This window comes from Streptomyces sp. ADI95-16 (assembly GCF_003721495.1).
GTDB lineage: Bacteria > Actinomycetota > Actinomycetes > Streptomycetales > Streptomycetaceae > Streptomyces > Streptomyces goshikiensis.
The window spans coordinates 168,240-189,470 of record NZ_CP033582.1; the positions used below are offsets into that span (position 1 = coordinate 168,240).

General features: G+C 71.2%; 21 protein-coding genes and 2 pseudogenes. 14 read left to right on the plus strand and 9 right to left on the minus strand.

Features of this window, described 5'->3' with window-relative positions; genetic code table 11:
• Window positions 1-32: 32 nt before the first annotated feature.
• From EES41_RS37660 to EES41_RS37680, 5 genes are all read left to right on the plus strand, one after another.
• Window positions 33-533, plus strand: a complete 501-nt coding sequence (locus EES41_RS37660) for a VOC family protein (protein WP_008740898.1) — start codon at window positions 33-35, stop codon at window positions 531-533.
• Between the two features lie 172 nt (window positions 534-705).
• A complete protein-coding gene (locus tag EES41_RS37665) occupies window positions 706-1,023 on the plus strand; it encodes a hypothetical protein (RefSeq protein WP_123083053.1) in 318 nt (105 codons plus the stop codon).
• A gap of 826 nt (window positions 1,024-1,849) precedes the next feature.
• On the plus strand, window positions 1,850-2,935 hold the full coding sequence (locus tag EES41_RS37670) for a bifunctional DNA primase/polymerase (protein ID WP_254211862.1): 1,086 nt from the start codon (window positions 1,850-1,852) through the stop codon (window positions 2,933-2,935).
• A complete protein-coding gene (locus tag EES41_RS37675; protein WP_123083054.1) occupies window positions 2,932-4,524 on the plus strand; it encodes a phage/plasmid primase, P4 family in 1,593 nt (530 codons plus the stop codon). Before EES41_RS37670 ends, EES41_RS37675 begins: the two co-directional genes overlap by 4 nt.
• A gap of 180 nt (window positions 4,525-4,704) precedes the next feature.
• Window positions 4,705-5,082 carry a DUF6009 family protein gene (locus EES41_RS37680; protein WP_008740902.1) on the plus strand — a complete coding sequence of 126 codons (378 nt, stop codon included), beginning with the start codon at window positions 4,705-4,707 and terminating at the stop codon, window positions 5,080-5,082.
• Between the two features lie 194 nt (window positions 5,083-5,276).
• Here EES41_RS37680 and EES41_RS37685 read toward each other — a convergent pair.
• Window positions 5,277-5,519: pseudogene (locus tag EES41_RS37685) on the minus strand (alpha/beta fold hydrolase); the annotation flags it as partial.
• Window positions 5,520-5,561: 42 nt separating this feature from the next.
• Here EES41_RS37685 and EES41_RS43965 point away from each other — a divergent pair.
• Window positions 5,562-5,696, plus strand: coding sequence for a hypothetical protein (locus EES41_RS43965; RefSeq protein ID WP_302186195.1), 135 nt, complete (start codon window positions 5,562-5,564; stop codon window positions 5,694-5,696).
• A gap of 118 nt (window positions 5,697-5,814) precedes the next feature.
• On the opposite strand, the gene EES41_RS37695 is transcribed toward EES41_RS43965, so the two are convergent.
• From EES41_RS37695 to EES41_RS37720, 6 genes are all read right to left on the minus strand, one after another.
• A complete protein-coding gene (locus tag EES41_RS37695; RefSeq protein ID WP_123083055.1) occupies window positions 5,815-6,369 on the minus strand; it encodes a helix-turn-helix domain-containing protein in 555 nt (184 codons plus the stop codon).
• 6 nt (window positions 6,370-6,375) lie between these two features.
• A complete protein-coding gene (locus EES41_RS37700; RefSeq protein ID WP_123083056.1) occupies window positions 6,376-8,799 on the minus strand; it encodes a helix-turn-helix transcriptional regulator in 2,424 nt (807 codons plus the stop codon).
• A 111-nt stretch (window positions 8,800-8,910) separates the two neighbouring features.
• Window positions 8,911-9,828 (minus strand): ParB/RepB/Spo0J family partition protein, encoded by a 918-nt coding sequence (locus tag EES41_RS37705; RefSeq protein WP_123083057.1) that lies wholly within the window; start codon window positions 9,826-9,828, stop codon window positions 8,911-8,913.
• Window positions 9,825-11,087, minus strand: coding sequence for a ParA family protein (locus tag EES41_RS37710; protein WP_123083058.1), 1,263 nt, complete (start codon window positions 11,085-11,087; stop codon window positions 9,825-9,827). The genes EES41_RS37705 and EES41_RS37710 overlap by 4 nt, the downstream gene beginning before the upstream one ends.
• Window positions 11,088-11,360: 273 nt before the next feature.
• Window positions 11,361-11,777, minus strand: a complete 417-nt coding sequence (locus EES41_RS37715) for a hypothetical protein (RefSeq protein ID WP_123083059.1) — start codon at window positions 11,775-11,777, stop codon at window positions 11,361-11,363.
• Between the two features lie 117 nt (window positions 11,778-11,894).
• Complete coding sequence (locus EES41_RS37720; protein ID WP_254211863.1) at window positions 11,895-13,223, minus strand: FAD-dependent monooxygenase; 1,329 nt, start codon at window positions 13,221-13,223, stop codon at window positions 11,895-11,897.
• On the opposite strand from EES41_RS37720, the gene EES41_RS37725 reads away from it, so the two are divergent.
• The 4 genes and pseudogenes from EES41_RS37725 to EES41_RS37740 form a co-directional block, all read left to right on the plus strand.
• The gene (locus EES41_RS37725) at window positions 13,222-14,004 is read left to right on the plus strand and encodes a TetR/AcrR family transcriptional regulator (protein ID WP_164496185.1); all 783 of its coding nucleotides are present in this window, start codon (window positions 13,222-13,224) and stop codon (window positions 14,002-14,004) included. The genes EES41_RS37720 and EES41_RS37725 overlap by 2 nt on opposite strands.
• 110 nt (window positions 14,005-14,114) lie before the next feature.
• Window positions 14,115-15,407, plus strand: coding sequence for an IS256 family transposase (locus EES41_RS37730; protein ID WP_123083060.1), 1,293 nt, complete (start codon window positions 14,115-14,117; stop codon window positions 15,405-15,407).
• Window positions 15,408-15,559: 152 nt separating this feature from the next.
• Window positions 15,560-16,132 (plus strand): winged helix-turn-helix domain-containing protein, encoded by a 573-nt coding sequence (locus EES41_RS37735; protein ID WP_302186201.1) that lies wholly within the window; start codon window positions 15,560-15,562, stop codon window positions 16,130-16,132.
• Window positions 16,108-16,638 (plus strand): annotated as a pseudogene (locus tag EES41_RS37740) (transposase); the annotation flags it as partial. The gene EES41_RS37735 and the pseudogene EES41_RS37740, both read left to right, overlap by 25 nt.
• A 21-nt stretch (window positions 16,639-16,659) precedes the next feature.
• On the opposite strand, the gene EES41_RS37745 reads toward EES41_RS37740, so the two are convergent.
• A complete protein-coding gene (locus tag EES41_RS37745; protein ID WP_123083062.1) occupies window positions 16,660-17,127 on the minus strand; it encodes a DUF3592 domain-containing protein in 468 nt (155 codons plus the stop codon).
• 276 nt (window positions 17,128-17,403) lie between these two features.
• Between EES41_RS37745 and EES41_RS37750 the strand changes: the two genes are divergently transcribed.
• Together EES41_RS37750 and EES41_RS37755 are read left to right on the plus strand one after the other, a co-directional pair.
• The gene (locus EES41_RS37750; RefSeq protein ID WP_123083063.1) at window positions 17,404-18,582 is read left to right on the plus strand and encodes an epoxide hydrolase family protein; all 1,179 of its coding nucleotides are present in this window, start codon (window positions 17,404-17,406) and stop codon (window positions 18,580-18,582) included.
• A 43-nt stretch (window positions 18,583-18,625) separates the two neighbouring features.
• Window positions 18,626-19,132, plus strand: coding sequence for a DinB family protein (locus tag EES41_RS37755; RefSeq protein WP_123083064.1), 507 nt, complete (start codon window positions 18,626-18,628; stop codon window positions 19,130-19,132).
• Between the two features lie 89 nt (window positions 19,133-19,221).
• On the opposite strand, the gene EES41_RS37760 is transcribed toward EES41_RS37755, so the two are convergent.
• A complete protein-coding gene (locus EES41_RS37760; protein WP_073776674.1) occupies window positions 19,222-19,767 on the minus strand; it encodes a flavoprotein in 546 nt (181 codons plus the stop codon).
• Between the two features lie 59 nt (window positions 19,768-19,826).
• Between EES41_RS37760 and EES41_RS37765 the strand changes: the two genes are divergently transcribed.
• Entirely contained in the window at window positions 19,827-20,213 is a 387-nt protein-coding gene (locus EES41_RS37765; RefSeq protein WP_123083065.1) for an SgcJ/EcaC family oxidoreductase, read from the plus strand.
• 102 nt (window positions 20,214-20,315) lie between these two features.
• Window positions 20,316-21,212 carry an NAD(P)H-binding protein gene (locus EES41_RS37770; RefSeq protein WP_174261873.1) on the plus strand — a complete coding sequence of 299 codons (897 nt, stop codon included), beginning with the start codon at window positions 20,316-20,318 and terminating at the stop codon, window positions 21,210-21,212.
• Window positions 21,213-21,231: the final 19 nt, after the last annotated feature.

Below are 21,231 nucleotides of genomic sequence, written 5' to 3' on the forward strand. Positions count from 1 at the left end.
GCCACCGCCCCAGCCAACCGGGAGCCCGCCGCATGTCTGTCCGCCGTCTGAACCACGCCGTGCTCTGGATCCGCGAGGTCGAGCGCTCCGTCGCCTTCTACACCGAGGTCTTCGGCTTCCAGGTGGACCACCTGATCCCCGGCCGGGCCGCCTTCCTGAGTGCCCCGGGCAGCCTCAACGACCACGACCTCGGGCTGTTCGCGATCGGCTCCGACGCGCCCGGCCCCGAACAGGGCCGGGTCGGCCTCTACCACCTGGCCTGGGAGGTCGGCACACTCGGTGAGCTGGCGGAACTGGGCCGCGAGCTGACCGAGCGCGGCGCGCTGGTCGGCGCGACGGACCACCTGGTTTCCAAGTCCTTCTACGCCAAGGACCCGGACGGCAACGAGTTCGAGCTGATGTGGCGCGTCCCCCGGGAGGACTGGCCGGCCGCCGACTCCGACCTGCGCTCCGGCCCGCTCGACCTGCCCGCCGCGATCGCGCGCTGGGGCACGGAGCTCGCGACCGGTTCGGCGGCGGGCGACGCCAGCTGAGACTCCGGCGCCGTCCGCCGGGCGGGCGCCCGCCCGGCGGCGCCGTAGGGGCGCCCGGACGTCCCGGAGCGGCGGGGAGCCGGGGGGAGCCGCGCGCCTGTGGGCGGACCGGGGTGTTCCGTAGTGGGGCGACGGGCAACCTGCCGGATATGACCGGGATGTTGATGTTCTCGTGACGAGGCAGGGGCTGTGGGCGCTGCTGAGCGTCCACCTGTGTCTCGGGTCGTGGGGTGCGCTGGTCCTGATCGTGCTGGCCCCCAAGCTCCAGCCGGCTCAGGACGCCCTGAGCGGCGCGGCCGTGCTGGCGATGGTCGTGGCTCCGGTACTCGTCTCCGTCCTGCTCGCCTGGCTGATGGACGGGGGCTCCGGCGGAAGCGGTGGGGGCGGTGGGGGCGGCAGCTGGTCCGGGAGCGACGGCGGGGCCGGGCCCGGGGGCTGTGGCGCGGGAGGCGGCTGCGCGGGTTGTGGAGGCTGCGGGGGCGGGCTCTGAGCCCCTGCCGGGGCGCCGGCCGGAGATCGGGTGCCCCGGGCTCCCTCCAGTCCCTGAGCGGACCGCCAAGCCTCCTCCCCTCCCTCGGTACCCCCTCCCCTGGACAGGTACTGAACGCCGGTTCAGCCCCTTCGGTCCCTGTCCCTTCAGTCACTGCACAAACCTGCTGGTCAGGGGCCTGCACCCCGGTGGACAGGGACTAAAGGGACTCAACTTTCTAGTTATGAGCCACTCAGACACATAGCAAGATCTACTTACGTACGCGCATACACACACCCGCATGAGAGCTGGAAGTACCAACTTTGAGTCCCTTCAGTCCCTGACAGTCCAATCGAACCGCTCTGACCTGCTGTTTTCCTCAGGGACTGAACCACGAGGGACTGAACGCCCTTCAGTCCACTTCAGTACCTGAGCACCGTCCGGCAGGGGTGCGGAGCGAGAAAACGGCCCGGGCGAGCTCCGCCCGGGGGTGAGGGACTGAAAGGGACTGAGGGTCCGGAGTCCACCGCGCGAGAGGGACGGAGAGGGACCGGAAGGCATACGTCCGCAACTCCCGACCGGGGCGCGACACGCCCGGGCGCACACCCGGTTCCGTGGCCGAACTTTTAGGGACGAACCTGGTGAGAACTTCAGGGACTGAGGGACTGAAGGGACTGAACTATCGATACTGCGGAATTTGATCCCGACTCGCCGCAGACTCTGCGGTAACCTCCGCGATAGTGAATCTTCAGTCCCTCTGGTCCCTGAGGTGCAGGTGAACACGCACGTCAGGGACCGGTCCGGGAACCGGAACCGCCGCCCCTCACACCGCGTCAAGGAAGAGCCAGTGCCCGTCCACTCCGAGAACCTGCCACCGGGCGTGAGTGGCGGGACGGCACTGGACGTGGCGAGCTGGCTGGCGGGACGGGGCTACCCCGTGCACCCGCTGGCCCCCGGCGCCAAGACGCCCGCGCCGAACTGCCCGGACTGCCGAAGCGGCGGACACCCCGCGCAGGACTGCCCGTGCCACGCCCTGGGCCGCTGGTGCCACGGGTTCCACGCCGCGACCACGGACCTCCGTACCCTGCGCGCGTGGTGGGAGACCGAGCCGGGCTTCGGGATCGGCGTCGCCTGCGGACCCGCCGGGCTGGTGGTCATCGACGTCGACGCGCACGCGGAACAGCTGCCCGACCGGCAACGGCTGTTGCCGGGCATCCCCATCGACGACCGTGTCGACCTGACCGGACTCCAGAGCGGATTCGACACCTTGGCCCTCCTGGCCGCCTACCGGTCCCGGCCCAACCCCTGCGAGGACACGTCGACCTTGCGGGTCCGCACGCCATCCGGAGGGATGCACATCTGGTACCGGGCCCCCCGGGGCGGTCCGAGCTTGCGGTGCTCCAGCGGGTCCAGCCCGAAGGTCGCGCTCGCCTGGCAGGTGGACGTCCGTGCCGTCGGCGGATACATCGTGGCCCCGACGACGCGCACCGCCGCCGGGGTCTACGAGCCGCTGCCCGGCGCCCGGGTCCCTGCGGCCCTGCCGCTGTGGCTCATCGCCGAACTCGCCCGCACCGGCCACACCGTAGAGGTCCCTGTGGCGCCGTCAGACGCCCCCGTGGCCCCCTCGCGACCCCGGGGGGCCAAGACCACCCCCAAGGGCGGCCAGCGGCTCCTCACGGGCCTCCTGGACGAGGTGCGCGCCTGCGGGGCCAGTCCCTCCGGAACGGCCTTCAGCGAGAAGCTCAACCGGGCGGCCTTCACCGCCGGCGGACTCGCCGCCGCGGGCCACCTCACCGGACCGGAGGCCCGGCGACTGCTCCTGGAAGCCGCCGACCACGCCCGACCCCACCAGCCGCGCCGAAACGTCCTCATCGTCGAAGCGGGGCTCCGCGCCGGAAGCGACCGACCGATCCACCCCAAGGAACGCCCATGAGCAGCGCCGGAAGCACGGGGTTCAACGCCCAGGCCGCGGCGGAACAGCTCGCCGCGTTCACCGCGGAGGCCACGCCCGCCACCACCGCGAAGGGTCGGCGGCTGCCCGCCCAGCAGAAGGGAGTGCCCGCGGCCTCCTCGGCCTCCGACTTCATCCAGACCGGTCTGCTGCACAACCTCACCGACCGCGGCAACGCCAAACTCTTCGCCCACCTCCACCACGACCGGTTCCGGCACGTGGAGGGACTGGGCTGGTACGTCTGGGACGAGTACCGGTGGAAGCGCACCGGCGGGGAGAAGGCCGCGATCTGGGCCGCCGGCGACATGGCGGAGGACCTGCCCGCCCACGACCCGCGCGGGGTCTTCACCGACCGGGAGCTCGCCCAGCACCGCAAGCGGACCATGTCCACCTCGGGCGTCAAGGCGATGCTGACCCAGGCCAAGGCCTCCCCCGAACTCGCCCTGGACCCGGACATGCTGGACGGCGACAAGTACGCCCTGTGCACCCCGGCCGGGGTCGTGGACCTGCGGACCGGCGACCTCCACAAGCCCGACCCCACCCGCGACCTGCACTCGCGCGCCACCCACCTGGCGCCCGAGGCCATGCCCACACCCCGGTTCCACTGCTTCCTCAAGCAGACGTTCGGGGACGACGACAAGGGCAAGGAGATGATCCACTTCCTTCATCTCCTGCTCGGCTACTCCATCACCGGCGACGTCGGCGGCCAGGTCCTGCCCTTCCTCTACGGCGTCGGCGCCAACGGCAAGTCGGCCCTCCTCGACGTCGTCATCAAGATCCTCGGCGACTACGCGGACGTGGCCCCGCCCGGCTTCCTGATGGAGCGCGGCAAGTTCAACGAGCACTCCACCGAGCTGACCGAACTCCACGGCCGGCGCCTGTTCGTCTGCAGCGAGCTCAAGCCGCACGACAAGTTCGACGAGGCCCGCGTCAAGCTGCTCACCGGCGGCGACCGCCTCAAGGCCCGCCGCATGCGACAGGACTTCTTCAGCTTCGAGCCCACGCACAAGCTGTGGCTGCTGGGCAACCACCGTCCCGAGGTCGGCACCGGCGGCCATGCGTTCTGGCGCCGGATCCGGCTCATCCCCTTCGAGAAGGTCGTCCCCGACCACCGCAAGATCGACAACCTGGCGGAGACCCTCGTCCAGGAGGAGGGCCCCGGCATCCTCCACTGGATGATCCAGGGCGCCAAGGCCTACCTCGCGAGCAAGCCGCCCCTGACCGGGCCGAGCGTCGTGCGCACCGCCACCCAGGCCTACGCCACCACCGAGGACCACATCGGGCGGTTTCTCGCCGAATGCTGCACCACCGGCGCGGAACTGCCCGACCCCCGCGACCTCAAGGTCGAGCAGGGAGCGCTCTACCGCGCGTACAGTGCCTGGTGCCTCGACGGCGAGGGCCTGCGACCCGCCACCACCCGCGCGTTCGCCACGCGCATCCGCGCCGAGGTGGGAGTCGCCTCCCCCAACGAGATGCTGCGGTCGAACGGGCAGAAGTTCTACCCAGGACTGGCCCTGTTGGCCGACGAAGAGCAGACTCCGCGTGACGCGAACAGGGCAAGCTCGACGTGACCGGCCGACGCGTGCTGCCGCCCCGGGACGGGCACGCCTACGATGGACAAGGACGATGAACAGACCCACCAGCCGGCGGGGCCCCTCGGGTCCCTGCCGCATATCCGCACCGGCGCCGCTCGCGGCGCGGCGCGACCAGGGGCCCGCGAGGGCCGACGTGAACGAGGAAGGATCCCGGCCATGAGCTCGCTACTGACAGCAAGCGATCTCGCCCACGAGGTCAAAGTGGTGTGGCTGGAGGACCCCGAGGAACTCGACTACGTCCGGCAGGCCCTGGACAAGACCCCCCGGCGCCGGGGCAAACCGCGCTACCACCGTGACGGGCGCATGATCGGCTTCACCGAGCTCGGGGACACCGCGGAAGCGGACCCGGACAGCGGTCTGCAGAAGCGGCGCGTCTTCTACCTCCTGCCGCACGACCGGGACGCCGAGCCGGACGGGCTCTACCGGGAGGGTGCGCCGGGCGAGGCCGTCGACCCGCGCACGATCGAGCCGCGGCACGTCGGCCGCAAGACCGAGCGCTCACAGCGGGGGCTGTCCACGCCCACAGTTGCCTGACTCGGTCCCTTCGGTCCCTTCCGCGGGGACCGGACGGCTGTGACCTGCGCGTTCGTGCAGGGACTGGGAGTGCCCGGCCGCGCCGGGCGCAGTGACTGAAACGTTTCTTGAGGGAATGGCGAAAATCAGTCCCTTCAGTCCCTTCGGTCTCTCCAGTCCCTTGCCGTCCCCTGCCGCCCCTGCCGTCCCGGGGCTCAGCGGACGTGTCGGTCCGGCTCCGCTCCGGTTTGGATCAGGAAGTCGGTGAGTACGCGGGCGAGCCGTTCGGGCCGGTCCTCGGGGACGAGGGTGGACGAGCCGGCGATCTCGATCAGCCGGCCCCGCGGGTACAGCGCGGCCGGCCGGGGGCCGTGCTCACGCGGCATCAACCGGTCCTCGGCCGCCCAGACGACCAGTACCGGACCGTCGAAGTCACGCAGCCGCTCGCTCCAGGCGATCCACCACTTTTCCCCGGCGGCAAGCGGCAACTGGCCGAGGACATGATCCGCACGTCCGGAACCGAGTACGGCCGCATGGCCCTGGCCCTGCCGGCCAGCGTGTCGGACCCGGTGGAGTCCCTCAGGCACGCATTCGACGCGGCCGCGGATGACCTCGCGGCGGCCAGCCGCGCGTGAGCGGCGAACAGGTTCCCGGCCGAGGGGACGTCCCGGAGGACAGAACTCGACCGGTGCGCCCGCCAGCTCCGCCCCAAAGCTCGCGGGCACGCATGAGCAAGTGCGGGCTTGTACGAGATCAGAAGGCGAAGTCGACGTAGTCGATGTCGGTGAACTCGACCAGGAGGCTCTGGGCGCGGGCGCCGTTGTCCTTGAAGTAGATCTCCTGGAGTCCCTCCGCCGCGATGGCGCGCAGCTGTGCCTCGGTGGCGCCGGATTCCTGGGCGTCGAAGAGACGGCCCGCGTACTCCGGCGGCAGGTGCTGCGTGATGCGGCGCATGCGGCCGTCGTCCGTGGTGCCGGGGGCGGCGGTGAAACCGAAGCGGGCGCGGGTCTCGATGACCAGGCCGGTGGTACGAGCGGCCCTCGCGCGGGCGCGCTTGCGGACGACGGGCTGCCAGTGGCGGCGGACCTCGGCCTCCAGACGGGCGGCGAGCGCCGGCTTGGGCTGCCTGATCTGGTCCTTGACGTAGCGCTCCACCGTGCGCTGGGAGACGCCGAGCCGACGCGCCGCCTCGCGCGTGGACTTGAGCTGTTTGACGAGGAAACGCATCTGCGCGCCCGCGGACTTGGGGATCGGGCGGGTGAAGTTCTGTTCGTCCGCGCGGGTCAGGCTGTCGTCGATCTGGGTCATGGGTGCTTATTCTCCGTCGGCTGCCGCGTCGTGGCCCTTGATGTGGCGGGCGGGGTTGAGGCCTTCGTCCAGCATCTGAACGGCCCACAGGAGGGGCTGGGTGCCCTCGTGCTTGACCATGCCCGGGCTGACGCCGAGGCGGAAGCCGCCGGGGAGCGGCTTGCCCTCGGGGGTGTGCGGGAGGAAGTCCAGGGGGCTCGGGCCGTCGGAGAGGTAGACCGCGCAGTCGGAGAGCACGGCGATGGGGTACTCCCCCGCCGCCGTGGCGATCTTGAGCATCTTGCGGTGCATGTTCACGCGGGCCGTCGAGATGACGGCGGCCCGGATGTCGGGGCGCCAGGTGGGGCGTTCGAGGGCGGGCCAGGGCTCGCCGTGCCGGTAGCCGGCGCCCTGGGGGCGCTCGCGGAGCTTGCCGATGCCGCCCTTGACGGTGGACTTGATGGCCGACAGCACCTGCTTGTTCCCGCTCGGCAGGGCGGCCATGGCGGTGAGGAACTCGGGCTCGGAGAGCGCCGGGGTGACACCGAGGTCCGCCATCGTGGCCACGTAGGCGTCACGGAGGCGGGTGTACCAGGCGTCGAGGTACGGGCCGTTGTCCGGGCGGAGCCAGGCCTCGGCGGGTTCGACGGGGTGGCCGAGCTCCAGGGCGTAGGCCAGGGTCGGGGTCGCGTACCAGGCGGGCCCGGTGGGCCGCCGGCCGTGCGGGGTGAACGGGCTGGGCAGGCGCGGGTCGAGGTCGAGCGTGGAGAGGTCCGCGAGCCAGCAGCCGGGGGTCTTCGGGTCGAAGCGGGGGCGCGAGGCGTGGACCGCCGGGCCCAGGCCGACCGCGAGGCGGTTCGCGGCGGCGGCGAAGGCCATGTTCACGTCGATGCCGACGGCGTGGGTCCGGGTGCACTCGGCGTCCGAGAGGAGCTCCGGGTCGCGGATCCAGTCGTACGCCTCCTCGTCGAGGACCTGGTCCGGGGTGCGCTGGTGGGCGCGGGGGTACAGGGCGGCCACGACCGGGTGCTCGTCGGGGGCCTCGGGCGGGGCCGGGTCGACGGGGCGGACGAGGGACCCGGCGACGGGCGCGGACTCCCAGGTGTTGGTCTGGGGGTTGCGGGCGGCACGGGTGGGCGGGCGCAGGGCCGTCATCAGTTCCAGACCGGTGACGGCGGTGGAGCCGCGGGGGGTCAGGACGCGGGCGGCGTAGGTGGTGAGGAGCTCGGCCAGTTCCGGGGCCGGGAGCTCGGCGGTGTCCTCGCCCCAGGCGCGGGGGTCGAGGGCGCCCCAGGGGAGGACCGCGAGCTGCACGCACTGGCGGCCGGTGGTGGGGGTGGCGGGGCGGTAGATACGGGGCCAGGGGCCGAAGCCGCGGCGGGTGAGCTGCCATTTGCTCTTGGCGAGCTGCTTGAGGGTGGGGTGGTTGTCCGGGAGGCGGAGGGCGCGGCGGTCCTCCAGGACGAGGGGGAGGCCGAGGGCCTCGGTGGCGGCGGCGGTGAGGACGAGGAGGGGGTCGCCGTCCTTGCCGTTGCGGTGGAGGCGGGGGGAGCGGAGGTCGGCGTCGGGGCCGAGTGCCCAGGCGATGAGGGCGGGGAGGGTGCTGGTGGGGTGGTCGAGGACCAGGCCGCCGGCGGCGTGGGCGTGGCCGGTGCCGTCGAGGACGACGAGCGGACCGTTCCCTTCCAGGGGGGTGGGGCGGCGTTTGGCGTTAACGGCGTTAACGGCGTTAACGGCGTTAACGGCGTTAACGGTCGGCGTTGGCGTTGGCGTTGGCGTCCGGCTCGGGGCCGTGGCCGGGGCCTCCGGGGCGTTAACGGCGTTAACGCCGTTAACGGTCGGCGCCGGCTTCGGCGTGGGGGCTGCCGGTGCGGGGGTGGGGCCCTGCGGGGCTGTTCCCCTACCCGCCCCTTCCCGAAACTGGGGCTCCGCCCCAGACCCCGGGGGGGTGGGTGCGGCGCCTTCGGCGCCAGCGGGCTGGGGCTCCGCCCCGGAAACCGCAGCGCCTTCGGCGCGCGGGGCGTTAACGGCGTTAACGGTGGACGCGGGGGAGGGCCCGGCGTTAACGGCGTTAATAGGCGGGGCCAGGGGCTCCTGGGCGTTAACGGCGTTAACGGTCGGGGCGGGGGAGGGTGCGGCGTTAACGGCGTTAACGGTCGGGGGTGGAGGCTTCGGGGTGTTAACGGCGTTAACGGGGTGGAGGGTGGCGAGGCCCTCCAGGAGGCGGGCGTAGGCCGCGCGCTTGGGAGGGCGGGGGGCGGTGCGGCCGGTTTCCCAGGACGTGACCGTTTCCCGGCGGACCGAGAGGGCCTTCGCGATCTGGTCCTGGCTCAGACCGGCCGCCTCGCGCAGGCGCTTGCGCTCGTCCGGGTGGGGGAGCGGGTCCTGCGCGGCCGCTTCTTCGAGCAGGGCGTCTACGGCCGCGAAGAGCGACTGCTGTTCGTTTTCCATGGGTGCCTCCATGGCGCAGCCTATGCGAACCGCACCTCTGAACGCACATGAAACGCACGTGGGGGCGTTGCGGCGTTAACGGCGTTAACGCCCCCGGCCGTGGTGTCTGCCTCAGATGCGGGTGACCAGGAGTTCCGTGACGGCCTTCAGATCGTCAGGGGTGAGGTGGGCGGTCAGGGCGTCGGCGATCGTTTCCGGGGAGTCCGTGGCGATCGTGATCCGGGGGGTGGGGGCGGGAACGGGGGTGGGAGCCGGGGGTGCGGCGTTAACGGCGTTAACGCCGTTAACGGTGGGCGTGGGGCGGGTGCGTTGGCGCGGGGGGTTAACGGCGTTGATGCTCTCGGTCGCCGCCGTCTCCTGTTCCTCCTGCGGGAGGCGGCCGATCCGGCGGGCCGGTTCGACCTTGAGCTCGCCCGTCTCCACCTTCTCCTGGAGGGTGGGGGTCAGGTTCAGCAGGGCCAGCCGCTGGGAGACCCACGCCGGCGTCTTCCCGAGCCGCTTCGCGACCTGGGCCTGCGAGCCGTGGACATCGACGAGCTCCTGAATCGCGCGGGCCTGGTCCAGCGGGGCGACGTCGACCCGGTGGACGTTGGCGATCAGGGCGGATTCGAGGATGTCGGCGGCGCTGGCGGCCAGGGCGTCGTTGACGTGGATGTGCATGGTCTTCAGACCGGCCAGCTGGGCCGCCGCGAGGCGCCGGTTGCCGTCGATCACCACGTACGGGGCGCGGCCCAGTCCGTCGGTCTGCCCGGGGTGGGCCTCCATGAAGGCCATCCGCGTGGCCACCGCGAGGGGCTGGAGCTGGCCCCGGACGATGAGGGACTGCGCGAGCTCATCGAGGTCCGTCAGGTCCTCGCGGAGGTTCAACGGGTTGTGCGCGAGGGCCTCGATGGGCACCTCGGACGGGGGGAGCACCCCGGAGGTGGGGGCCCCGGTGGCCTCCGCGATCGCCGCGCGGCGGGAGCTGACGCCGACGGGCTGGGCCCGCGCGAAGGACGCCGAGACTCCGAGTTTGTCGGCCTTGCTCATGAGATCTCCCTTGCGAGGGCGCGCAGTGCGACGGCCTGGTCGCCCTTGGGCGCGTACACGAACAGCGGCTGCTTCACGCGGACCGCTTCGCGCTGTTCCTTGAGGTCGGGGACGATGGCGACGACCCGCGGATCCTTTATGTCCATCCAGGCCTGGAGCGAGGAGGTCGCGATGTAGCCGCGCCGGCCGTCGTAGAGGTTCACGACGAGGCCGAGGTAGTCGATGTCGAGGCTGAGGTCGTCGCGGAGGTCGTTGATCTGGGAGGTGAGGAGGTCGTACGCGTCGGCCGACGAGTCCTCCGCCTGTACGACGATCAGCGCGCCGGAGGCGCCCGGCTGTTCGGTGTCGCGGCGGCGCCCGTAGTAGATCGCCGCGTCCATGCTGAGGCCGAGGCTCGGGGGGCAGTCGATGAGGATGACGTCGTAGTCGGACTCGACCGGAGCCAGCGCGCGTTCGAGGGCGGCCTCGCGGGCGCGGACGGTGGAGAGACGGACGTCGAGGAGGAAGGCGTCGGTGCAGGCGGGGAGGATGTGGAGGCGGTCGCCGAACCGGTCGTCTGGGACGGGGACGATCAGGTCGGAGAGGGGGCCCTTGGCCTCGCCGGCCATGTGACAGGTGAGGCTGTCGCCGCCGATGGGGAGCGGCTGTTGGCCGAGCTGCTTGGTGAGGTGGCCCTGGGGGTCGAAGTCGATGAGCAGGACGCGCATCCCGAGGCCCGGGAGGTCCTCCAGGTCCAGCGGGGTCGTCGCCTCGTGGTGGAGCTGCTGGCCCTCCTCGCCCTGCGAGGTGCGGGCCAGCTGACGGGCGATGCGGACCGGGTGGAGGGACTCCGGGTCCTCCGCGAGGGCCTCGGCGGTACCGGCGGTGATGGCGGTCTTGCCCACGCCGCCCTTCTGGTTGCACACCACGATGCGGCGCACGACGGAGGGCCGCTTGACGGTCGGGGCCGGGTTCAGCTCCAGCCAGAGACGGACGGCTTGGGCCAGTCCCTGGATGAGGGAGACACCACGGCCCTTGGCATCGGCGCGGAAGGACTCCCACTGGCCCGCGGGCAGCCAGGTGGAGAACGACTCGGCGCCGGAGGTGTCGACGGGGGAGGGGGCGGAGGCGAGGGCGCTCCAGTGGGAGATGCCCTGGTGGACGGCGTCCTGGATGTCGACCCGCAGTTGGGCGGTGCGGATCTTCAACTCCTGGCGCAGCCACGGGGGGAGTTTGGAGACGACCTTTTCCCGGTCGTTCTGAGGTGAGGGTGAAGTCATGAGAGGGACTTTACTAACGTTCCGGGGGTGATGTGGGCGCCACGCTTGGGTTTTGCTAACGAAGTGGGAGCGATAGTGGCGTTGGCGGCGCCGGGGGGACCGTTAACGGCGTTAACGCCGTTAACGCCGGGAAGTGGAGTGGGATCCTCCGATTGTTAACGGCGTTAACGCCGCCACCGCCGTTAACGCCGCCGCGCCGCCACCGCCGTTAACGGCTGTCCTGTCTCACTGAAGGCTGACCGATCTCACCGAAGATTGGCCAGTGCCTTCCGGTCAGCGCAGGCGTGTAAGTCGCAACATGGCTTCGTTGCGGACATCTGGGTCTCTGTCCGCTGCCAACGTCCGAAGCTGCACGATCAGCTCGTCACCATCCTGTCCGGTCGCCCAGCGTGGGTCACAGTCAAGCTCCGCAGCGAGCTGATCGGCGGTTCCCTCGTCAGAGGCGACTGCACGGGCAGCGAGCACGGCACGCAGGCCAGCCAGATCTCTCCGAGCCAAGAGAGCTGACGCAGTATCCGAGGTCACACCGGTGTCCTGAGCGTCCAGCAATAGACGGTGCAGGACACCGGCGACACCTCCAATCTGCGGTGCTGCCGCCAGACGACGTCCTGCGGTGGCCCTCACGGACCAGGCCGGCGATTCCGCTGCGGTGATCGCCTCGCGAAGCCCTTGCTCGGTGAAGTCGTCCACGTGACCAGGCTGTCAGCGGGATGTCTCGATCGCGCTTCGTTGACACAACACCGCAGCGGTCAATCTTCGGTGAGATCGGCCGACTGTCAGTGAGACAGGACAACGGCGTTAACGCCGTTAACGCGTCGGAGCCGGGTCGGCTTGGCGCGGGAGGTTCTTCAGGGAGGCTGCCTTCTGGCCCTGCTTCAGCATCCAGGCCATGCCGCGCGGGTGGCCGAGCGTGGCGTTGCGGAGGCGCAGGCCGAGGGCGGTGGCGGGGGCGAGGAAGGGGCCCGTGCGGTCGCCGCCCTTCTGGCACCGCCGGGCGTAGGGGCGGAGCAGGGACTCGTAGCGGGCGAAGGCGGCCCGGTGGTCCCCGGGGGAGCGGGCGAGTTCGGTGGCCAGGACGTACGCGGCGACGATGCCCGTCCCGGTGCCCATCCCGCCGATCGTCGCGCCGCAGGCGGCGTCGCCGACGAGGGCGATGCGGCCGGTGGACCAGGCGGGGACGTCGGCGCGGCTGATGGAGTCGAAGTAGAGGTCCTGGGCGGCGGGGAGGGTGTCGAGGAGTTCCCGGACCCGCCAGGGGAGGCCGGCGAAGGCGGCTTCCAGGAGGGCCTTCTGGGCGTCGGGGTCGTGGCGGTCGTAGGTGAGCTCGGGCGAGGCGAAGAGGAAGAAGGCCCCGGCGCGGGAGGGGTTGGCGTGGCCGGTGCCCACGCTGGCGAGACGGCCGGGGGAGTTGTAGCCGACGGAGCCGGGGCGGGGGTCCGGGTTCGGGTTCCGGGGTGGGTGCGGGTGGTGGGGGAGGCTCCAGGTGGCGGCGTAGTAGCCGAGGTGGGTGACGTGTCGTTCCTCCGGGCCGAAGGCGAGCCGGCGGATGTGGGAGTGGATGCCGTCGGCGCCGATGACGAGGTCGAAGGTGCGGGGAGGGGAGCGGCGGAAGGTGACGTCCACGCCGGCCGGGGTTTCGGTGAGGCCGGTCACGGAGTCGCCGAAGACGTACTCGGTGGTGGGCAGGGAGGCCTCGTAGAGGGTGCGGGAGAGGTCGCCGCGCAGGACCTCGATGTCGCCGCCCGCGAAGGCGGCGGGGAGGTGGAGGAGGGGAGTGCCGTCCTGGTCGACGAAGGTCATCGGGCTGCCGCCGGTCTGGAGGCGGCGGAGTTCGTCGAGGAGGCCCATGCGGCGCAGGACGGTGAGGTGGGTGTCGCCGCGGAAGTCGACGGCGTGGCCGCCTTCGCGCAGGGCGGGGGCGAGTTCGACGACGGTGGGGCGGAAGCCGTGGTGGCCGAGGCGGTGGGCGAGGGCCGGGCCGGCGATGCTCGCGCCGGAGATGAGGACGGTGGGGGAGGGGGTGTGGGCACAGGTGGGCTCCGGGGTGGTGGGGGGACCAGAACTGCGTCCGGCGGATACAGAAGGGATTCCGTGTACGGTAGACGCAGTTTTGGTGCGAGTGCAAGGGGATCCCATGACGAGCGAGCAGTGGAGCGCGGCGGTGCGGCTGTTGTGGGGGCCGCCGGCCAAGCCCGCGCGGGGGCCGAAGCGGGGGCTCACCCTGGAGGGCATTGCCCTGGCCGGGGTCGGGATCGCCGATGCGGAGGGGCTGGGCGGCGTATCGATGCAGCGGGTGGCCGCGGAGTTGGCGGTCACGAAGATGGCGCTCTACCGGTACGTGCCGGGGAAGGCGGAGCTCGTCGCACTGATGGTGGAGGCGGCGCTGCCGGACCCTGCGGGGCTGGACGCGGGGCTGGCGGCGGCCGCGGCCGCGGGCGCGGCGTCGGCGGGTGGGGGATGGCGGGAGCAGCTCGGGGTGTGGGCGCGGGGGCTGTACGAGGGGTTCCGGGCGCACCCGTGGCTGCTGGAGGCGACGGTCGGGGCGCGGGTCATGGGGCCGCGGGAACTCGGCTGGATGGAACGGGCGCTCGCGGCGCTGGACGGGTGCGGGCTGAGCGGAACCGAGGCGATGGACTCGGTGGTGCTGGTGGCGGGGCACGTGCGGGGGATCGCCGAGCAGGAGCGGGCCATGGCCGGCGGGGCCGGCGGGACCGGCGGGGCCGGGGGCGAAGGGCCCGATGCGCAGCTCGTCGTGATGCTGGGTGAGGTGTTGAGGGCGCGCGGGGACGAGTACCCGGCGCTGGCGGCGGTGTTGGGATCGGTCGCGGAGCAAGGGGGGCAGGACCAGGCGCTGTTGTACGGGCTGGAGCGGATCCTGGACGGGCTGGGGCTGTTGGTGGAACGGCGGGGGCGTTAACGCCGTTACTGACCTTGAAGCCGTCTTGTCATAGGGGCTGACGGTTGGTGATCGTCGCGGTAGGGACTGTAAATCGTTCGGTGTAACTCCCGATCATGGAGGATGCACCGATGACCAGTGAGAACGTGACCGAGGCCGAGACTGTCGAGCCGTCTGAGCCGAAGCTGTCGAAGGCGGTGGATGACCGGCTGATCGACGAGTTGGTGTTCCGCGCCCAGGCTGAGGGCCTGCAGCTGACCGGCGAGGGCGGGTTGCTCCAGCAGCTGACGAAGCGGCTGCTGGAGTCCGCCCTGGAGGGCGAGATCACCGATCACCTCGGCTATGACAAGCACGATCCGGCCGGGAAGAACGGCGGGAACAGCCGCAACGGAACTCGTGCGAAGACCGTGCTGACGGATGTCGGCCCGGTGGAGATATCCGTGCCCCGCGACCGTGAGGGATCCTTTGAGCCGAAGATCGTCAAGAAGCGGCAGAAGCGCCTGACCGGCGTGGACGAGATGGTCATCTCCTTGTCCGCGAAGGGCCTGACCACCGGCGAGGTCCAGGCCCACCTCGCAGAGGTCTATGGAGCCGAGGTCTCCCGCCAGACGATCTCGACGATCACCGACAAGGTCATGGACGGTATGGCCGAGTGGCAGAACCGGCCGCTCGACGCTGTCTATCCGGTGGTCTTCATCGACGCGATCCACGTGAAGATCCGCGACGGCGCCGTGGCGAACCGGCCGATCTATGTCGCCCTGGCCGTCACGACCGAAGGCCGGCGGGACATCCTGGGGCTGTGGGCCGGCGACGGCGGCGAGGGCGCCAAGCACTGGATGCACATCCTCACCGAGATCAAGAACCGCGGCGTGAACGACGTCCTCATGCTCGTCTGCGACGGGCTGAAGGGCCTGCCCGACGCCGTCGAGACCGTCTGGCCCCGCACCACCGTCCAGACCTGCGTGGTCCACCTCCTGCGGAACTCCTTCCGCTATGCCGCCCGCCAGGACTGGGACAAGATCGCCAAGCTCCTCAAGCCCGTCTACACGGCGGCGACCGAGGACGCCGCCCTGGAACGGTTCGCCGAGTTCGCAGACGTCTGGGGCAGGAAGTATCCGGCGATCGTCCGGCTCTGGGAGAACGCCTGGGAAGAGTTCACCCCGTTCTTGCGGTTCGACACCGAGATCCGCCGCATCGTCTGCACCACGAACGCGATCGAGTCCGTGAACGCGCGGATCCGGCGGGCGGTCAAGGCCCGCGGGCACTTCCCGAACGAGACCGCCGCCCTGAAGTGCGTCTACATGGCGATCATGTCGCTCGACCCCACCGGCCGTGGTCAGGCCCGCTGGACCATGCGCTGGAAGACCGCTCTGAACGCCTTCGACATCACCTTCGACGGCCGACTGTCCGCAGCCCGTCAGTAACCCCAACCACCCTCGATACACCGTTCGATTGACAGACCCCCGCCCCGGCGTTACTGACTTCGGCTGGTCGGGGTGAATCTTGGTGAAGTGCCTGCTGGGCTTGGAGCTGTGGCTGTATCCCGTGGTGTGTGAGGTATGCGGATGGGGGCGGGCTGACCCCTGCAGGGCGTCAGCGCCGTGAATCGGTACGGATACAGGCGGTCGGGCTGTTCGAGCAGAAGGCCAAGCCGTCGGAGGTCGCCCGGCGCCTGCGGGTAAGCCTGAAGTCGGCCTACCAATGGCACCGACTGTGGCGCGACGGCGGGGCTGCGGCACTGGTCTCGTGTGGACCGAGTGGTTCGCGGTGCCGGCTGTCGCCGTACTGCCTCGAGAAGCTGACAAGGTTCCTGGAGGAAGGTCCGGCGGCGCACGGCTGGGTGGAGGACCAGGTGTGGACCGCGTCGAGGGTGGCCACGCTGATCGGCCGGAAGTTCCACGTCTCCTACAGCGTCTCGGGTGCCACCCGGTTGATGCACCGGCTCGGCTTCAGCCCGCAGGTTCCCGCGCGGCGTGTCGCCGAGCGTGACGAGCAGGCCGTCATCGCATGGAAGGAGGCGACCTGGGCGGAGGTAAAAGGGCCCGGGCGGCCTGCGGGGGCTACGTCTGCTTCGAGGACGAAGCGGGCTTCACCCGTCGGCCGCCCCGGGGACGGACCTGGGGCAGGCGAGGCCGCACCCCGGTCGTGACGGTGAGCGGGCGCCGCTCGGGACGGCTGTCGGTGGCCGGCCTGATCGCCATGCGGCCCGGCTCCCGGACCCGGCTGTGCCACCGGCTGCGGACCCACCCCGCAGGCAAGGGCAAGCGCCGCAGCATGGACGAGCGGGACTTCATCGCGCTGGTCGACAGCGTCCATCAGCTGGTCAAGGCGCCGATCGTGCTGATCTGGGACCGGCTGAACACCCATGTCTCGCGAAAGATGCGGGACCTCGTCGCCGAGCGGACGTGGCTGACAGTGTTCCTGCTGCCCGCCTACGCGCCCGACCTGAACCCAGTCGAAGGCGTCTGGGCGCACGTCAAGCGCAGCCTGGCCAACCTCGCCGTCATGGCCCTCGACCGCCTCGAAACCCTCGTCCGCAACCGCCTCAAACGCCTTCAATACCGGCCCCACACACTCGACGGCTTCATAGCAGGCACCGGCCTGACCCTCGACGCCCCGGCATACCTTGACGAGTCGAAGTCAGTAGCACGGTGATCGGCATGTGGGGCGGGCACGTCATCCAACGGCGCTGGACGCCGCGCGCCGCCGCCGTGCTCGGGCCACCGTCTTCATGACCGGCAGAAGCAGGAACAACACGGCACCCGCGCCGGTCGAGGCGGCTAGCAAGGTCGCCCCACCGCCCTCCACGTCGGCCGCGGCGGCGACTGTCTGCGGATCGTCCGCCCGGTACCGGACGGTGAGGTGCGCGCCCACGGGGTATTTGCTGCCACTACTGCCTGGGGGCAAGGCCGCCACGACGGTGCGGTCCTGCGCCTCGAAGGCGACCGAGCACTGTCCCAGCGCGCACGTGCCGCGGGTATGCATGGTGGCGTTGGCGCGCACACCGTCGCGGAGCGAGCGCAGATGCTGGGCCTGGGGAATCAGTACCAGGGCCGACAGTGCGCCCAGGAGTAGTGCGAGACCGAGCCACACGAAGACTTCCGTACGATGCCCGGCGCCTGCACGTACCGTCTCGTCCACCATGTTCCCTACCCCCGTATGCCCTGCTCACGTACGGGGCAACAGTATGTGGGGCTCCGCGGCGGGGTCACCCGCTGCTGGCGGCACCCATGAGCCGGTCCGGTTGCCGGACATCGGCAGAACGGGTGGCCCGAGCGACCCCGTTGCCACGGTCGTCCATACAGCCAGCACCTCAAGCCCATCAGGCACTTCGCCAAGGTTCACCCTGACAAGCCGAAGTCAGTAACGGCGTTAACGCCGTTAACGCCGCGCGCGGGCGGGCGGCCTAGGATCGCGGGTATGGGTGATCTCGGGGAGTGGGCGCGGCCGTTTCGGGTTCAGGTGGGGGAGCCGGAGCTGGAGGATCTCCGGGAGCGGCTGGACCGGGTGCGGTGGCCCGATGAGCTGCCCGGGGTGGGGCGGGCGTACGGGATGCCGCTCGGGGAGGTCCGGGAGCTCGCGCGGTACTGGAGCACCGCCTACGACTGGCGGGCGGCCGAGGCGAGGCTCAACGAGTGGCCGCAGTACGTGACGACCATCGACGGGGCGCGGGTGCACTTCGCGCACATCCGGTCGCCCGAGCCCGGGGCGACGCCGCTGCTGATGACCCACGGCTGGCCCGGGTCCTTCGTGGAGTTCCAGCGGGTCGCCGGCCCGCTGACGGATCCGCGGGCGCACGGCGGGGATCCCGCTGACGCGTTCCATCTCGTCCTGCCGCACATCCCCGGCTTCGCCCTGTCCGGGCCCACCCGGGACACCGGCTGGGAGTTCAAGCGGGTCGCGCGGGCCTTCGGGGTGCTGATGGAGCGGCTCGGGTACGGCACGTACGGGGTCCAGGGCGGGGACTGGGGCGCCGCCGTTTCGCGGGAGCTCGGCAGGATCCGGCCCGGGAACGTACTCGGGGTGCACCTGAACCTGTTGCCCGGCGGAGGGGCGACCGCGGAGCCGCAGCCCGAGGAGCTGGCCGCGCTCAGCGCGGGGGAGCGGGAGCGGACGCTGGCCTCGTGGGAGCGGTACCGGGTCTGGGCGCGCGAGCGGCAGGGATACGCCGACATCCAGTCGACCCGGCCGCAGACCCTCGCGTACGGGCTGAACGACTCGCCCGTCGGGCTGCTCGCCTGGATCGGGGAGAAGTTCGCCGAGTGGGCGGACCCTCGGTGCCCGGTCGACCGGGACCAGATGCTGACCAACGTGATGCTGTACTGGCTGACGGGCACGGCCGGGTCCGCCGCCCGGATCTACTACGAGCGCGCGCACGCCGACTACGCCGGTCAGCCGCCCGAGGTGTCGGCCACGCCGACCGCGCTCGCCGACTTCCCCCGCGACAACTTCATTCCGCTGCGGCACGTCGCCGCGCGGACCGACACGGTCGTGCGCTGGACCTCGTACGACCGCGGTGGGCACTTCGCGGCGATGGAGGTTCCGGATCTGCTGGTGGGGGACGTGCGGGCGTTCTTCCGGGAGCTGTCCACGCAGTGAAACCCGGTGACGCGGATGACCGTAAGCCTGTGATGATCGCCCGATGAACGAGGAACAGCGGACCCCGCCCGTGCTGGTCGGGGACGAACGCGCCACCCTGACCAGCGTCCTGCAGTGGCAGCGGGACACCCTGATGGTGAAGTGCGCGGGCCTGACGCCCGAGCAGCTGCGGCGGAAGGCCGTCGCGCCGTCGGGGCTGTCCCTGCTCGGGCTGGTGCGGCACCTGGCGGAGGTCGAGCGGGGCTGGTTCCGCAATGTCCTCGGCGGCGAGGACGTCCGGAGCCACTTCCCGCGGAACGCGGCGGGGGAGCGGACGGAGTTCCACGTCGAGGACGCGGACCCGGCGGAGTCGTTCGGGATCTGGGAGGACGCCTGCGCGCGGTCGCGGGCGATCGTGGAGGCCGCCGAGTCCCTGGACGTGAAGGGGCGCCACGGTGATCAGGAGTACTCCCTGCACTACGTCCTGGCCCACATGATCGAGGAGTACGCCCGGCACAACGGGCACGCGGACCTGCTGCGCGAGGCGATCGACGGGGTGACCGGGGAGTAGCGGGCCGCCTGCCGGCCCCGGTCCCACGCGCGCCCGGTCCCACGCGCGCCCGGTCCCACGCGCGCCCGGTCCCACGCAGGCCCGGTCCGTCAGGCCTGGGCCGTGCCCGCCCGGTCCACCGCGTCCAGGGCGGCCTGCCACGGGAAGTGCGCCGGGCCGTCCTGGCCGGCCGGGCCGGGGACGAAGCCGCCCTCGCCGTAGAGCAGTTCGACACCGGCGCCGCGCAGGACCGCGAGGGACTGGTCGAACTGCGGGTGCGCGGCGAGCGCCGTGTTGGTGCAGGGCATGGCGACCACGGGAATGCCCTTGCCGAGCGCCTCGGCCGCGACCCCGTGGGTGAACCGGTCGGTGAGGCCGAGGGCCCAGGCGTTGAGCGAGTTGAAGGTGGCCGGGGCGAAGAGCAGGGCGTCGGCCACCGGCCAGACGTCAGGCTCCCCGGGCAGCTTGTACTCCCAGCGCACCGGGTGGCCGGTCAGTGCGGCGAGTCCGTCGAGGCTCACCGACAGCCAGCGCGCCGCCGTCGGGGTAAGCCCCAGGCAGACGTTCCAGCCCCGCGACTGGGCGTCCTCGATCACATGGGCCACGTCGAAGACGGGCTGGGCGGCGGAGCAGAACAAGTAGAGATTCCTCGTCATGCCGCCATGTGATCATATTTATTGACCTCAACCATAGGTGAGGGAGCATCCTCACTCACATGACTACAGAAAACGAGGCGGTCGCCGAGGTCGTCGCCGCCGTCGAACGCACCCAGCGGGCCAAGGACGCCGAAGGTTTCCTTGCCCTCTTCCACCCCGAGGCGCTGTGGACCACGGCCCACGGCAAGGTCCTCATCGGCCTCGACGCGATAGCCGAGTTCACGCGCGCGGTGCTGCCCGCCGCGCAGTGGGACGGGGAGGTGAGCTACGAGGTGGTCCACACCCATTTCCTGCGGCCCGACGTGGCGGCGGTCAAGGTCCGCCAGGTCTACCACTCCGCGCAGGGGGACACCGAGGGCAGCCCGCTGTACGTGATGACCCGTGCCGAGGACGGGCGTTGGCTGCTGACGGCCTGCCAGAACACCGAGGTGCGGGCCGGCAGCTGAGTGCGGGGCGGTGAGAGGGCGGCTCGGCGCCTTGGACGCTCGCTTATGGAGGTGAGCTTTTCGGCTATGTTCCGTCTCGCGCGGCGGCGGTTGACTGAAGGCATGACGAACTCATCGAACACATCCAGCAACGCGAGCAGCGCCAGCAACGCGAGCAGCACGAGCAGCACGAGCAACGCGAAGAACACCGGGGACGCCGTCACCCTCGTCATCGGGGGCACCGGCAAGACCGGTCGGCGCGTCGCCGAGAAGCTCCTCCTGCGGGGGCGCCGGGTCCGCGTCGGATCACGCTCCGCCGACCCCGCCTTCGACTGGAACCTGCCCGCCACCTGGGGGCCGGCGCTGGACGGGGTGGACCGGGTGTACGTGACCTACTACCCGGACCTCGCCTTCCCCGGCGCCCCCGAGCAGATCGGCGCCTTCGCGGACGCTGCCGTCGCCGCCGGGGCGGGCCGGCTCGTGCTCCTCTCCGGGCGCGGGGAGGACGCGGCGCGGGTGGCCGAGGACCGGATGAAGGAGTCCGGCGCCGACTGGACCGTCGTCCGGGCCAGCTGGTTCAACCAGAACTTCGACGAGGGCTTCTTCCGGGAACCGGTCCTGGCCGGGCAGATCGCCCTGCCCACCGGGCACGCCGTCGAGCCCTTCGTGGACACCGACGACATCGCCGACGTGGTCGTGGCCGCGCTGACGGACGACCGCCACATCGGCCGGACGTACGAACTGTCCGGGCCGCGGCTGCTCAGCTTCGCCGACGCCGCCGCCGAGCTGTCGAAGGCGACCGGGCGCGAGATCTCGTACCTCCCCGTCTCGACCGAGGACTACCGGGTCGTGCTCCGCGAGAACGACCTGCCGGAGGAACTCGCCGACCTGTTCACGCTCATCCTGGACGGGCGCAACGCGCACCTGGTGCACGGGGTGGAGGAGGTGCTCGGCCGGCGGCCCAGGGACTTCGCCGACTTCGCGCGCGAGGCTGCGGCCACCGGCGTCTGGGACGCCTGAGTTTCCGTCAGACCGGCTC